Origin of the sequence: Paenibacillus sp. J23TS9, assembly GCF_018403225.1 — a bacterium.
In the GTDB taxonomy this organism is placed as follows: Bacteria; Bacillota; Bacilli; order Paenibacillales; family Paenibacillaceae; genus Paenibacillus_AQ.
The window spans coordinates 2,641,581-2,654,985 of record NZ_BOSG01000001.1; the positions used below are offsets into that span (position 1 = coordinate 2,641,581).

Below are 13,405 nucleotides of genomic sequence, written 5' to 3' on the forward strand. Positions count from 1 at the left end.
AAGCGAACCCTTATCCCTATTTATCGGCACCAGCATCCCGCCAGTGAATAAACATGATCAGAACAAGGTTTGCTGGACGACCTCCAGATTCTTCAGAAAGCTTCTGCGGTGCATCGGGGTAGGTCCCATCGCGGTGATCTGCTCACGATGCAGCTTGGTTGCATATCCTTTATGTATCGCAATTCCGTATTCGGGATATTTGGCTTCCCATTCACCCATGCAAAGCCTGTCCCGCGTTACCTTGGCAATTATGGACGCTGCGGCGATGGACTGGCTGGTCGCATCTCCTTTGATAATAGACAGCTGCGGAAGCTCCACATCCACCTTTTCCGCGTCTACCAGAAGATAATCCGCAGCTTCCGGCAGCCCCAATACCGCCTTTTTCATCGCCAGCCTTGCCGCCTGTTTAATATTGATCCTGTCAATCGTCTCCGCATCGACATAGCCGACAGAAATGGCAACGGCATGCTCCATGATGAGGTCATACAATGCTTCACGCTTCTTCTCACTCAGCTTTTTAGAATCATCGACGCCCTCAAGCACCAGGCCAACCGGTAGGATGACCGCGGCGGCTACCACATCTCCGAATAAACATCCACGTCCTACTTCATCTATGCCTGCTATATATTGATAGGTCTGTGCCCAGCACTCCTTCTCGTACTTCAACAAGTCTGTCATGTTGTTCCCCCTTGCTCTCCCCGGACCTCATTTTCCCCTGTCCGTATAGCTTCTGCTCTGAACATTATACTTGATCCGGGGCTTCACTGCATGGCTTTTCCAGTAGTTTCTGCTATTCGGCAACAATACTCGATGTACTTCTATTGGACGAAGGCGGCTCGGGTTTAATAACCGGACCTGGTCCTGACCCCGCTTTTCCTGTATTCAGCTTTTTACCCGTAGGAACCGCGTTATTTTTCATTAAAGTAATCAATGCTTCCGGATCATTACCCGCGCCGCCGGCATTCACACGGTAACCGTTCAGACCGCCAGGTCTGTTTATGCCTGAGAGTACAGTGAAGGAAACGGGTGTGTCCAGCTCCTTGCATACCCGCAGCAAAGCCGGAGAAAATGCACCATACGGGAACGCGATGACATTCATGGTATTTCCAAGCTTTTCCTTGAGAATAGAGTTGGCCTGCTCCAAGTCACTGCGCACGCGAGCGAGGTATTCTCCACTCGTTTCTTTCCGCCCCAGATTCTTCACATAAACCGGCCCCTTCAGCACAGCCTTGGAGCGGTTCCCCGCCGCGTCCAGAGGTGCGTAAACATGAGAATCAAAAGAATGGCTGTAAAAGTCCACCCCGTTCTCATGCATGGTTTGTATCTGTTCCCAGCTCAGTTTAGGAATCCCGATGTGCTTGGGATTATCGATTGTATTTACAATCAGAAAACTGGTGGCCGGTACATGATATTTGAGCAGCACCGGATAGACATATTCATAAAAGGACTCATACCCATCATCAAACGTCATCAGTACCGCATTGGGGGGCACGGGCTTGGCATGCCGGACAAAATCGACATATTGGTTCATCGTAATCCATTGAAAATCGTTGTCTTTCATCAGGTTCAGCTGCCGCTCAAACTTACCTGTATTCAGGCTTTGCTTGTTCTTCTGACCTGGCGTCACCTCGTGGTACATCAGGGTAATAACCTTGTTGCGATAATAAATCTGGCCCGGCTTTTCATTTTGAAATGATGTATCCTGAAGAGATTTGGCTTTGCCAGGCATCGCTGATCCAGTCTGCAATCCACTAATGCCCGGATCTTCACCCGTTTTCTCATTTTTCGGGGGTTGTATAGCTGTATTTTCATGACTTACCGGCTGATTAGGAACCACCATTTTCATTTCAATCGGCTGTTTGGAAGAATACACTGCGGGTGCCGATCCCATGATTATCATTTCACTTACAGCTGCCGTCAATAATAAACCAGCGCCCGTCGCCATCAGCCATTTCCGCTTCAAACTCTTCTCCCCTTATTCTTTAAATCTGAATCTTCCAAACGGTATAGGATATTTCAAACAATGAATAACCATTTCAAAAGGTGGACCGTTACTATAGAAAAATGATTCTAGTTTATTCCATTCGAGATTACCATATCTTAATATAGTTTACATCCATTTCCTTCTACATGTTACAGAATATGCTTCAAACAACAAAAAAGCCGCCTTTCGGCGGCTTTCTTATAACTTTTATTCACTTTAGTTTCGTTCGCCAATTAATAAGGGGACTCCATGGAGAACCGACCCATCTTACCGGCACGAAGGTCTCGCAGCAGCGTACGGGAAGCTTTTTCAAGGTCAACCCTTCCTCCACTGATCAAACAGCCCCGTTTACGGCCAACCGCTTCCATGATCGCTACGATTTCATCACTATCATCCGGATTATGCGGAGTGCTGTCTTCCAGCTCAAACCGGTCCCGGAATGAGTCCCAATAGTAGCTGATCAGATATTTCACCGCGAAAAAGGCAATATCCTCCACATTAAGGATCTCTTCCTTAATTGCTCCCGTCACCGCCAACTTGTAGCCCACATTCTGGTCTTCAAATTTCGGCCAGAGAATACCGGGTGTATCCAAGAGCTCGATCTCGCCGCCTACCCTGATCCATTGCTGACCTTTGGTAACACCCGGACGGTCGCCTGTTGCAGCGATGCTGCGTCCGGCCAAGCGGTTAATCAGGGTGGATTTGCCGACATTCGGAATACCGACAATCAGTGCCCGAATAGCTCTCGGATTCATACCTTTGGCAATTTGCCGGTCTATCTTTTCTTTCAGGAGTAGTTTCAGCTGACCCGGAATATCCTTCACTCCGGTCCCTGTGGATGCATCCACTGGAAATGCCGTATGGCCCTGCTCCTTAAAATAATCCTGCCACTGCTTTGTGACCGCGGGATCCGCAAGATCCGCTTTATTCATAATGATAAGCCGCGGCTTGCCCTGCAATATTTCGTCAATCATCGGATTGCGGCTGGACAGCGGAAGACGGGCATCGATCAGCTCGATGACCACGTCAATCAGCTTCAGCTTTTCCTGTATTTGGCGGCGCGCTCTTGTCATATGACCAGGAAACCATTGAATCGTCACCGTCATCACCTCATTTTTGCCTACAACCAGCCGCTGCATCGGTGGATTGTTTAATGTTTAATTAAATGTACATCCTTGACCGGCCAGAAAATCAAATCTGCACGTCCTACGATGTCGCCAAGCGGCACGTATCCAATCATACGGCTGTCCGTACTGTCTGAACGGTTATCACCCATGACAAATATATGGCCTTCAGGCACTTTACCATCAGGAAATGCGCTGTTCGGGAAGTCTTTGTCGTTATACAGTTGACCTGCTTTATGACTCGTATCCATAGCGCCCTGTATGTAGGTTTCATTGACTGGTTTGCCGTTCACCAATACGGTGTCGCCTTCTACCTTCACCGTATCGCCTGCAACAGCGATAACCCGTTTGATGAAGTCTTTTCCTTCGGAAGGAACATGGAATACAATGACTTCCCCGCGGTGCGGAGCCCGGATATCATACAGAATTTCATTGACGATGAGCCGCTCGCCTGTATGGAAATTAGGTTGCATCGAAGGTCCGTCCACAATAAACGGTTTAAAGAGAAGCCAGCGGATGAGAGCCACCAGAATTAGAGCAATCACAATCGCTTTAAGCCATTCCACTACTTCATTTTTCGCTTTTTTGGGTGGTTTTCGATCCTGCTCCCCAAGTTCCACCCCATCATTCTGAATGTCCTGCTGCATACTTCACCGTCCTCACCTTGAAAACATTTGAATGCGTCCCACGCATTTTCATTTTTTGCCGAAAAGAAAAGCTCCTATACGGAGCCGTAACATTTCTTATCCTAAAACGAAAAGGGCTTGAAATCAAGCCCTCTGTCGTTGTCCGTTTATTAACGGCGAATTTCTTTAATTCTCGCTGCTTTACCGCGTAGTTCACGAAGATAATAAAGCTTCGCACGACGCACTTTACCACGGCGAGCCACTTCGATTTTCTCAATTTTAGGCGAGTTGATCGGGAAAGTTCTTTCCACACCAACACCGTAAGAAATTTTACGAACTGTAAAAGTCTCACTGATTCCGCCACCGCGACGTTTAATTACAACACCCTCGAACAACTGAATACGTTCGCGAGATCCCTCGATTACCTTAACGTGCACTTTTAAAGTGTCACCAGGACGAAAACTTGGGATATCTTTACGAAGCTGTTCTTGAGTGATCGCTTGTAGGATATTCATCTAGGACTCCCTCCTTCCGTACAGGTGTTCTTGCCTCTTCCGGAAAACCATCCGTTCTCCTTCATCATCCGCAGCGGACCACCGTATTCCACACAACAGCGTTAATTGTAACACACCCTTATTATAGTTTGCAACAACAAACTGAACGAGCCTATAGATATGGAAACAAGGCTGTTGAATGGAGCAGATCAATTTGCCAAGCCACCTGTTGAGTCTTGATTTTCCTCTCCTATATGAAGCTTTGTTTATCTATCCGAATCTGCCGGGAATTGGCGGACAGGCCTAAAATTCATAGCTTTAAAAAAATCGCAAGAAACCTCTTGCAATTTATCCGGAAATGAATAAAATAAATTTAACGTCAAAATTATTTTAACGTTAACAAATGTTGAATGGAGTTGTCCCCAATGAGTGAAACGGTTCTGGTTCAACCGCAACCACAGCAAGGTATTCGTGCGCTAAGCGCACACAGGTCTTATCTGATTATGATGGCAGCGAAAATCATATCGCGCTTTGGAGATTCGATCGATTCGATCGCCTATAGCTGGATGGTTTATGTGCTGACAGGCTCTGAAGTGCTCATGGGGACACTTTTTTCCCTCAACTTCATCCCCGGAATTGCGTTCAGCCTGTTTACGGGCGTATTGGTAGACCGCTGGTCCAAGAAAAAGATCGTGATTCTCGCGAACACAGGCCGGGGTATCATGGTATTGCTGACCGCACTGCTTTATTTTTTAGGTTATCTGCAGCCATGGCATTTGTTTATCTTCACTTTTATCAATTCCTCCTTTGAATGCTTCTCCACACCCGCAGAAATGTCACTTGTGCCGCGTATTCTCCCTAAGGAGCTGCTGCTTAGCGGTAATTCGTTAACTTCCTCAGCTGCCCGTACCGCTGAACTCGCCGGACTGGCAGCAGCAGGAGGACTGATCGCCCTGATTGGAGTATCCGGAGCTATGATTACGGATGCTCTCACCTTTTTGGTTGCAGCGCTTCTCTTTTTCTGGGTCCGTCCTAAATTTGAAGAGGAACCCTCTGAAGTCTCTCATCATGTAAAAACAGAACAAAAGCCTAAAAAAACCTATTGGTCCGAATTTAAATCCGGCCTGCTATTTGTTAAAGGACAAAAAATGATCCTTCTAACCATGCTCGCTGCTGCTTTCGTCAATTTCTGTCTCACGCCTTACAATGTACTGGAGCCCGTGTATGTCAAAGAAATCCTGCATGCCGGCCCATTTGGACTAAGCCTGCTGGGAATCAGCCTGGTTATCGGGATGATCCTCAGCGGTTTATGGGTCAGCCAGCAAGGGTCTAAATACAAAAAGAGTACACTGATTGTTTTTGGATACCTATTGCTAGGAGTCAACTATGCGCTCCTCTATATTCCATCGTTGGTCACCTTGTACCCACTTTATACAGCAACGCTATTCTGCTTTGGCATGGGTCTCGCCATCTCTTTTGTCAATACACCGGTCTCTACTTACATGATGGAAGTCACGCCGCATGATATGCTTGGGCGTGTTGGTGCATTATCCAGCATGATCAGCACCAGTGCCATGCCGCTCGGCGGATTGATTGCCGGCTTTGCCGGAGCATGGTTCAGCGTGGATGTTCTATTTCTGGTCTTTGGTATTTTAATGATCATTCCGGGTCTAATTCTTCTGACACAAAAAAGCTTTATGAGCGTGTGATAGGAGCGTCTGAATAGTTTTAAAAATAAACATTCTTTGTGCTTTATCACTTCGAGCTTTATAATAGGCTTATTGAAAATGCAGGAAATGATGAGGTGCGTTTGTATTGGAAACGAAGGAACTGAGCACGATAGAAGAAATACGGATATATTCTGATCCCTACCGGATGAAAATATTAAACCATTTCCAGCGGATGGACCACCCGGCTACGATTAAAGAAATTGCCGATGACATGGGCGAGGTTCCCGCAAAGGTTTATTACCATGCTAAGAAGCTTGAAAGTATTGGCCTGATAACTTTGGTACGCACGAAGGAAATCAACGGCATTAACGCCAAATATTATGAGTCATTTAAAGGTGCAGTACGGATCAAGCGTGATGATGGCGCGGACGAAGCTGCGAAGAAGATATTTTTGTCGGAAACGCAAAAGCTGCTTTCCGATCTGTATGATGAGAACAAAAAGAACTTTATAAAAGCTCAAAGCAGCGAGAAGCCTTTCGGCAACCTGACCCATTCCGAAGTCTATTTGACGGAGGAGGAAGCCAAAAGTTTTTTTGAGCGGATTAATCATTTTTTGGATGAGAATCAAAAGCGCAAAAGTCCTGATCAGTTAAAATACGATATTTTCACAACCATTGCCAAAACGTTAGATAATTGAACCAGCATAATCCAAAAAAATCCCCGGGCTAATTCACCCAGGGATTTTTTTTTGCTGCTTTACATTATTTTGATCCTGTCGTTTCCACTGCAGCGTTTTCATCTGCTTTGGCCACATATATGGAATACTGCATCCTTCTTGTATGCGAGAATCCACGGCCGCCGTCCCAGTTTACAATACGCGATCGGTGGGGAATGCCACTTTGCTGCAGCCGGTTCTTGGCTCTCGCATAATCATCCTGCTGAAAAGAAGTGAAGATGAGCGTTCTCTCTCTGGGGACAAAAAATCTCCAAATTGATTTTAGAAATCCCATTACTCTACCTCCTTTAGCGCTAAAAACGACTATTATAATGTTTTCTTGGCAAGATCATACCCTTTCCAAACCGAAAAGCCCAGCTTAGCGTAAAAATCAACAAGCTCAGTCCAGTCGATCACCAGATGCTTCATGCCGCGATTTGTCAGCTCCGCCACGCCGTCTTTAACAATGGCAAGACCATAACCCTTTCCCCGGAAACGATCATCCACGCCAAGCGGCCCGATTCCTCCAAGAGGACTGTCAAAGAGAGGCGCCCAATATGTGTTTTGGGCAATCAGAGGGGATTCAGCATCATTCACTCTGCAAAAGCCGATCATTTCATCGCCTGCAAATAGACCCATGAACTCCCGGCCTTGTCCGCCGCGTTCCCAGTAACACTGCGCCTCATAATACCAGCGTCCAGGAAAGCAGCGTTTGAAAAAGCGGAGCATCTCTTCCTTGTCCTTTTCTTCCAGCAGCCGTGAATATGCACCTTCCACGTATTCCTGCCGCTGCCCGTTTTCTTTGCTTGTTTGATTTACAAGGTCAAATACTTCATACAACACCTCATAGCCCTTGCGCTCGAACCAGGCCTTTGCGTCAGGCAGGGCTTTCGGTATCCCCGGAATATAATGCCATGGATCTCTTCCAATGTAAGCCAGCTCTGCCCCTGCATCACGGAGGGCTCTCTCTGCCTGCTCCAGCAAGCTGCTGCCGATTCCTTGTCCTCTGGCATCGCTCCGTACCAGAATAGCCTGAATCCAGCCACCGCCGTCGCCTAAGCGCATTTCACGCTGCTGCTCCTGCCATTTTTTCGCGATAACGAATCCTATAAGCTCACCATCTTCGCTGACCGCAAGCTTGGAACCGTCCAAGTAAACGTTCTCATCCTGAAATGTATTTTGCCGCATAAGCTGTTCGCGCATTGGGAAATGATCTCCGAGCTCCTCATTCCAAAGCTCACACATAGGTTCAAGCCATTTCTCATCCAATGGAATCATGTTCATGTTAAGTCCCTCCAGAAGTTAGAATAAATATTTCAAAGTAGTAATAAAAACTTAAAATTTTATTTCATATACCGAAATTATATTTTAAATATGAAGCGGCATCAACCATTTAAGAGAAATTAACAAAAAAGCAAACTGCCGGCAGCAAAGGAGTCCCCTTGCAAGCCGGCAGTTTGTCTGCCTTCAATATTATACTCTTTTGAGGAAATCTACGATGGTCAAAAGACCTTGGTCGAAGTTCTCCAGGTTAAAATGCTCGTTAGGCGCGTGGAGGTTCTCATCCGGGAGACCAAAGCCCATGCAGACGACAGGAGCTTCAAGCACGCGTGAGAACGTCTCAACAATCGGAATGGATCCGCCGTCGCGGGTGAATACGGGACGTGTTCCATACACCTGCTCATAGGCATCAGCAGCCTTCTGGAGAATCGGCGTGGAAGGATCAATGGTAAACGGATTTCCTTTTTCCATTTGCACTACAGTCACCTTTGCACCCGTTGGCACATGGCTGTTGATATGCTTCTCAATTTTGTCGAGAATGTCCTGCGGGTCCTGATGTCCAACCAGACGGCAGGTAATTTTGGCATGTGCTTCCTTCGGAATGACGGTTTTGCTGCCTTCGCCCTGGAAGCCGCCATAGACGCCGTTAAGCTCGAGCGTAGGACGGGCACCGGTTCTTTCCACAAAGGTGAAGCCTTCCTCGCCAAACAGCTCGTCCAAACCCAGATCCTTCTTCAGCTTGTTTTCATCGGTGGACTGCTTTTTGAATTCTTCCCGGTCTTCCGGTGTCAATTCAAGCACACCTTTATAAAAGCCTTCAACGCTTACCCGACCCTTTTCATCATGCAAGGAATTCAGCAGGCTGATCAGGGCATGCAGAGCATTGGGCACGCCACCGCCGTAGCTTCCCGAGTGCAGGTCGGTGTTAGCCGTGTGCAAGGCAACTTCCAGAGAGCAAAGACCGCGGAGACCCGTACAAATGGCCGGTCTTCCTTTTTCAAGCAGCGAGGTATCGGAGATGAGCACTACATCCGCCTGGAGCATGTCCTGGTTGGCTTCAAGGAAACTCGGCAGATTCGGACTCGATACTTCTTCTTCACCTTCGATGCAGAACTTGATGTTAACAGGCAGTTCCTTTTCCTGCGAAAGAATGGCCTCCACTGCTTTGATATGTAGGAATAGCTGACCCTTGTCGTCTGTTGCTCCTCTGGCAAACAGCTTTCCGTCGCGGATAGCCGGCTCAAAAGGCGGCGTTTCCCACAAATTCAGCGGATCCACCGGCTGTACATCGTAGTGTCCATATACAAGGACGGTCGGTTTGCCTTCGGCATGCTGATAGTCGGCATACACAATCGGATGTCCTTTGGTTTCGTGAATTTTGACATTTTCAAGTCCAGCGCGGGTCATTGTATCGGCAAGCCAATCTGCCGCCTTTTTGACATCCGGTTTGTGTTCGGAAAGAGCCGAAATGCTTGGAATGGATAACCATTCCTTCAGTTCATTCAAATGCTTGTCTCTATTGTCCTGAAAATAACCTTTGTAATCCATGGGTATCCTCCTTAAATGGTAATATCAAAAATACAGCGGGAAAGCTCCGTTTAACTTCGGCTTTCCTGCTGTTCCTGCTGCAAACGCTTGATGACCTTACGGTCCTGATCACTAAGTATGATTTTGTCCAGCAGATCAGGTCGGCGCTGCAGCGTACGCTTCAATGCCTGCTCGTGGCGCCAAATCTCAATATTGGCATGATGGCCGCTCAGCAGGATATCCGGCACTTTCCAACCCCTGAATTCTGCAGGCCTGGTATAGTGTGGATATTCGAGCAGCCCCGTGCTGAACGAATCCGTTACGGCAGAAGTTTCATTTCCTAGCACGCCCGGCAGCAGACGTACGACGGAATCAATGACAACCATCGCCGGCAATTCACCGCCAGTGAGCACATAATCGCCGATCGACAGCTCATCCGTGACCAAATGCTCGCGGATCCGTTCATCATAGCCCTCATAATGACCGCAGATGAAGATGAGATGCTCTTCCGCGGATAGCTCTTCTGCCTTCTGTTGGGTAAAGGTCTCTCCTTGAGGGCACATGAGAATGATCCGGGGCGGCGCGGAGGTTTGGGACAGCAAATCCTCGACCGCGGAAAAAATCGGATCAGGCTTTAACACCATGCCGCCTCCACCACCGTATGGAGTATCATCCACCGTACCATGCTTGTTCCCCGAATAATCCCGGAAGTTAACCGCATTCAGGCTTACAATGTCCTTTTCCTGCGCTTTTCCCAGAATGCTTGAGCGGAACACGCCGTCCAGCATTTCCGGAAAAAGAGTCAGCACATCCACCTTCATCATGCTACAGCAGCCCTTCCATAATGTGAACGAGCACTTTCTGCTCCTTCACGTTGACATCCAGAACGACGTCATCAATGACGGGAATAAGGATGCTTTTGCCGCTAGTCGGCTGCACCACCCAAACATCATTTGCTCCAGGTATTAGAATGTCGGTAATGACACCAAGCTCTTTACCTTCATCCGTAACAACCTTGCAGCCAATAATTTGGTGGAAATAGTACTCGTTTTCAGGCAGCTCCACTACATCTTCCTGGGTAACCTTCAGCATGCTTCCCTTGAATTTCTCAACTTCATTAATATTATCGTACCCTTCCAGCTTGACGATGTACATGTTCTTATGAAATCTGGAAGATTGAACGATTACGGGCATCGGTGCCTTTCCATCAGCGGTCACTAACAGAAGTTCATTCCCCTCTGCGAAGCGAACCTCCGGAAAGTCCGTGTGGGGGAGCACCTTAATCTCCCCTTTAATTCCATGTGTGTTGACAATTTTGCCTACATTCATAAGTATTTGCGGCATATCTTCCTCCTGGCATTCGTTGCTATATCCAAACCTTCAGGTTCGGAAAAGAAAACGCTCCACGCCCTTCCCGGGTGCGGCATGCGTTTTCCTCTGAATATATAAGACCGGGCAAGCTTATATCCCTTTCTTAATATATCAAAAAAGGGCTAGGAAATGCATCCTAACCCCCTCCGTATACCTTTAAGATATAATATCCACGGTTACGCGTTTATCCATTTTGACTGCTGCTGAAGTGACAACCGTGCGAAGCGCTTTGGCGATCCGGCCCTGTTTGCCGATAACCTTACCCACATCATCAGGATGCACGGTCAGTTCATATACAACCAGGTGGTCTTTCTCCACCTTCTTCACGATGACATCTTCGGGATGATCCACTAAAGCCTTAGCAATAACTCCAACTAATTCTTCCATAGATAACCCTCACAATCAGTCATTATTTCTGTTGCTTAAGCTCATGGAACTTCTTCATTACGCCCGCTTTGCTAAGCAAGTTGCGAACGGTGTCGGATGCTTGTGCACCATTTTGGAGCCATGCAAGAGCTTTATCTTCATCGATTTTAACTTCAGCCGGTTGTTGAACCGGGTTGTAGTAACCGATTTCTTCGATAAAACGACCGTCACGCGGGGAACGGGAATCCGATACCACGATGCGGTAGAAAGGAGCCTTATGAGCACCTATGCGTTTCAGACGAATACGTACTGCCACGAAATTCACCTCCTTCAATAAAATAAATAATATCATCTATTCCCAGGCATTAACGGAACGGGAATTTCATTCCGCCTTTGCCGGCTAATCCTTTTAGCTGTTTTAAAGCTTTACCTTTTGGTCCTTTTGGACCCATCATATCCGAGAACTGCTTCATCATCCGGCGCATTTCATCGAATTGCTTGATCAGGCGGTTAACCTCGGCCAGCGAGGTACCGCTGCCTGTGGCAATCCGCTTGCGGCGGTTATGGTTGATGATGTCCGGACTCTGCTTTTCTGCCTTGGTCATCGAGTGAACAATGGCTTCAATACGTCCCATTTGCTTCTCGTCGACCTTCAGGTCCTTCGCTTGCTTCAGCTTGCCCATACCGGGGATCATATCCATAATCTGATCGATTGGGCCGAGCTTTTTAACCTGCTCCATCTGCTCCAGGAAATCGTCGAACGTAAATTCGGCGTTGCGCATTTTGCGCTCCATTTCCTTCGCTTTCTCGGTGTCAATGTTAGACTGTGCCTTTTCGATCAGGGACAGCATATCGCCCATTCCGAGTATCCGTGAAGCCATCCGTTCCGGATGGAAAGGTTCCAGCGCATCGATCTTCTCGCCAAGAGCAGCGAATTTGATCGGGCAGCCGGTGACGGCCTTGACGGACAACGCCGCACCGCCACGAGTGTCGCCATCCAGCTTGGTGAGTACCACGCCGGAAAGCTCAAGCTGTTTGTTAAACGTATCCGCTACGTTGACGGCATCCTGACCTGTCATCGCATCGACAACGAGCAGCACTTCATCCGGCTTGACCTCGCTGTGAATCTGACGCAGCTCTTCCATCAGCTCTTCATCGACATGAAGCCGGCCGGCAGTATCCACAATCAGATAATCATGGCCGTTGTCTTTTGCATGCTGCAAGCTCTGCTTGGCAATTTCAACCGGGCTTGTCTTGTCACCCAGCGAGAATACAGGCACGTTAATCTGTTCACCTAGCACCTGAAGCTGCTTGATGGCTGCCGGGCGGTAAATATCGCCTGCGACGAGCAGCGGACGATGGTTCTGCTTCTGCAGCATCTTCGCCAGCTTGCCGGAAGTTGTGGTCTTACCTGCACCCTGCAGACCGACCATCATAATCACGGTTGGCGGCTTGTTCGCCTTTGCCAGCTTCGCCTGGCTTCCACCCATGAGCTCGGTGAGCTCCTTGTTGACAATGTCAATGATCACCATGCCAGGCGTGAAGCTCTCCATCACATCCGTACCGATGGCTTTCTCCTTCACCTTGGCAACGAAATCCTTGACGACTTTAAAGTTGACGTCGGCTTCCAGGAGAGCAAGACGCACCTCGCGCATTGCCTCGTTTACATCATCTTCGGATACCTTACCCTTGCCGCGCAGCTTGCTGAACACATTCTGCAGCCTGCTAGTCAATCCTTCAAATGCCATGGACCGCCACCTCCTTCATTTGCTTTATTCCCATGCTCCTAATACATCTACAATTTCATTTATGCTCGTTTTCTTATCTTGTTCCATACCGCTGGCATTCACCAGCCCACGCAGCTTTGCCAGCTCTTGTATACGCCGGTCATGCTTTTTTAATAGCCCGAGCTTTTCCTCATACAGCTCAAGCACTTGCTCGGCGCGTTTAATGTGTTCATATACTGCCTGCCGACTGATTTCAAACTCGGCCGCAATTTCCCCAAGGGAAAAATCATCATGAAAGTAATATTTAAGGAACGTCTGCTGCTTCTCTGTCAACAAAAGTTCATAAAAGTCAAATAACTGATTGATTCGGTTCGTTTTCTCGAGCCTATTCTCCTGACTCATTCAGGGGCACTCCCTTCGTCAAGGAAAAACACTTTACACTTCATTAACGTTCATTATCATACAAAAAACAAAGAAAGATGTCAAGCATTTATCCTTGTCATCTTCCCTTTGTTTTTTT

16 protein-coding genes are annotated in these 13,405 nt (G+C 47.7%); 2 read left to right on the plus strand and 14 right to left on the minus strand.

What is annotated here, in order from left to right; translation table 11 throughout:
- Positions 1-57 precede the first annotated feature (57 nt).
- The 5 genes from KJS65_RS12430 to rplS form a co-directional block, all read right to left on the minus strand.
- Positions 58-678, minus strand: coding sequence for a ribonuclease HII (locus KJS65_RS12430; protein ID WP_213650079.1), 621 nt, complete (start codon positions 676-678; stop codon positions 58-60).
- Between the two features lie 112 nt (positions 679-790).
- Positions 791-1,963 carry a polysaccharide deacetylase family protein gene (locus KJS65_RS12435; RefSeq protein ID WP_213650080.1) on the minus strand — a complete coding sequence of 391 codons (1,173 nt, stop codon included), beginning with the start codon at positions 1,961-1,963 and terminating at the stop codon, positions 791-793.
- Positions 1,964-2,217: 254 nt separating this feature from the next.
- Entirely contained in the window at positions 2,218-3,084 is an 867-nt protein-coding gene (gene ylqF / locus KJS65_RS12440) for a ribosome biogenesis GTPase YlqF (RefSeq protein ID WP_213650081.1), read from the minus strand.
- A gap of 50 nt (positions 3,085-3,134) precedes the next feature.
- The gene (gene lepB / locus KJS65_RS12445; RefSeq protein ID WP_136604611.1) at positions 3,135-3,755 is read right to left on the minus strand and encodes a signal peptidase I; all 621 of its coding nucleotides are present in this window, start codon (positions 3,753-3,755) and stop codon (positions 3,135-3,137) included.
- A gap of 149 nt (positions 3,756-3,904) precedes the next feature.
- A complete protein-coding gene (rplS, locus tag KJS65_RS12450) occupies positions 3,905-4,249 on the minus strand; it encodes a 50S ribosomal protein L19 (protein WP_127599436.1) in 345 nt (114 codons plus the stop codon).
- 404 nt (positions 4,250-4,653) lie between these two features.
- Here rplS and KJS65_RS12455 point away from each other — a divergent pair, with 404 nt between their 5' ends.
- Complete coding sequence (locus KJS65_RS12455) at positions 4,654-5,937, plus strand: MFS transporter (RefSeq protein ID WP_213650082.1); 1,284 nt, start codon at positions 4,654-4,656, stop codon at positions 5,935-5,937.
- Between the two features lie 106 nt (positions 5,938-6,043).
- Complete coding sequence (locus tag KJS65_RS12460) at positions 6,044-6,595, plus strand: winged helix-turn-helix domain-containing protein (protein WP_244864504.1); 552 nt, start codon at positions 6,044-6,046, stop codon at positions 6,593-6,595.
- A 64-nt stretch (positions 6,596-6,659) separates the two neighbouring features.
- Here the strand turns inward: KJS65_RS12460 and KJS65_RS12465 are convergent, their stop codons facing one another.
- From KJS65_RS12465 to KJS65_RS12505, 9 genes are all read right to left on the minus strand, one after another.
- The gene (locus tag KJS65_RS12465) at positions 6,660-6,908 is read right to left on the minus strand and encodes a hypothetical protein (RefSeq protein ID WP_213650083.1); all 249 of its coding nucleotides are present in this window, start codon (positions 6,906-6,908) and stop codon (positions 6,660-6,662) included.
- A gap of 32 nt (positions 6,909-6,940) precedes the next feature.
- Positions 6,941-7,897, minus strand: coding sequence for a GNAT family N-acetyltransferase (locus KJS65_RS12470; protein ID WP_213650084.1), 957 nt, complete (start codon positions 7,895-7,897; stop codon positions 6,941-6,943).
- 189 nt (positions 7,898-8,086) lie between these two features.
- The gene (locus tag KJS65_RS12475; RefSeq protein ID WP_213650085.1) at positions 8,087-9,442 is read right to left on the minus strand and encodes a dipeptidase; all 1,356 of its coding nucleotides are present in this window, start codon (positions 9,440-9,442) and stop codon (positions 8,087-8,089) included.
- Positions 9,443-9,492: 50 nt separating this feature from the next.
- Positions 9,493-10,242, minus strand: coding sequence for a tRNA (guanosine(37)-N1)-methyltransferase TrmD (gene trmD / locus KJS65_RS12480; RefSeq protein WP_213650790.1), 750 nt, complete (start codon positions 10,240-10,242; stop codon positions 9,493-9,495).
- 4 nt (positions 10,243-10,246) lie between these two features.
- Positions 10,247-10,765, minus strand: coding sequence for a ribosome maturation factor RimM (gene rimM / locus KJS65_RS12485; RefSeq protein WP_213650086.1), 519 nt, complete (start codon positions 10,763-10,765; stop codon positions 10,247-10,249).
- Positions 10,766-10,948: 183 nt separating this feature from the next.
- Complete coding sequence (locus tag KJS65_RS12490; RefSeq protein ID WP_160497070.1) at positions 10,949-11,179, minus strand: KH domain-containing protein; 231 nt, start codon at positions 11,177-11,179, stop codon at positions 10,949-10,951.
- Positions 11,180-11,201: 22 nt separating this feature from the next.
- On the minus strand, positions 11,202-11,474 hold the full coding sequence (gene rpsP, locus KJS65_RS12495) for a 30S ribosomal protein S16 (RefSeq protein WP_136604604.1): 273 nt from the start codon (positions 11,472-11,474) through the stop codon (positions 11,202-11,204).
- A 49-nt stretch (positions 11,475-11,523) separates the two neighbouring features.
- Complete coding sequence (gene ffh, locus KJS65_RS12500; RefSeq protein WP_213650087.1) at positions 11,524-12,906, minus strand: signal recognition particle protein; 1,383 nt, start codon at positions 12,904-12,906, stop codon at positions 11,524-11,526.
- A gap of 24 nt (positions 12,907-12,930) precedes the next feature.
- Positions 12,931-13,287 (minus strand): putative DNA-binding protein, encoded by a 357-nt coding sequence (locus KJS65_RS12505; RefSeq protein ID WP_213650088.1) that lies wholly within the window; start codon positions 13,285-13,287, stop codon positions 12,931-12,933.
- Positions 13,288-13,405: the final 118 nt, after the last annotated feature.

Excerpts from the sequence above, each read along its gene's own strand:
- KJS65_RS12430 (WP_213650079.1), bottom strand. The coding sequence starts at position 678 with ATGACAGACTTGTTGAAGTACGAGAAGGAGTGCTGGGCACAGACCTAT.
- lepB (WP_136604611.1), bottom strand. The coding sequence starts at position 3,755 with ATGCAGCAGGACATTCAGAATGATGGGGTGGAACTTGGGGAGCAGGAT.
- rplS (WP_127599436.1), bottom strand. The coding sequence starts at position 4,249 with ATGAATATCCTACAAGCGATCACTCAAGAACAGCTTCGTAAAGATATC.
- KJS65_RS12455 (WP_213650082.1), top strand. The coding sequence starts at position 4,654 with ATGAGTGAAACGGTTCTGGTTCAACCGCAACCACAGCAAGGTATTCGT.
- KJS65_RS12465 (WP_213650083.1), bottom strand. The coding sequence starts at position 6,908 with ATGGGATTTCTAAAATCAATTTGGAGATTTTTTGTCCCCAGAGAGAGA.
- KJS65_RS12470 (WP_213650084.1), bottom strand. The coding sequence starts at position 7,897 with ATGAACATGATTCCATTGGATGAGAAATGGCTTGAACCTATGTGTGAG.
- KJS65_RS12475 (WP_213650085.1), bottom strand. The coding sequence starts at position 9,442 with ATGGATTACAAAGGTTATTTTCAGGACAATAGAGACAAGCATTTGAAT.
- trmD (WP_213650790.1), bottom strand. The coding sequence starts at position 10,242 with ATGAAGGTGGATGTGCTGACTCTTTTTCCGGAAATGCTGGACGGCGTG.
- rimM (WP_213650086.1), bottom strand. The coding sequence starts at position 10,765 with ATGCCGCAAATACTTATGAATGTAGGCAAAATTGTCAACACACATGGA.
- KJS65_RS12490 (WP_160497070.1), bottom strand. The coding sequence starts at position 11,179 with ATGGAAGAATTAGTTGGAGTTATTGCTAAGGCTTTAGTGGATCATCCC.
- ffh (WP_213650087.1), bottom strand. The coding sequence starts at position 12,906 with ATGGCATTTGAAGGATTGACTAGCAGGCTGCAGAATGTGTTCAGCAAG.
- KJS65_RS12505 (WP_213650088.1), bottom strand. The coding sequence starts at position 13,287 with ATGAGTCAGGAGAATAGGCTCGAGAAAACGAACCGAATCAATCAGTTA.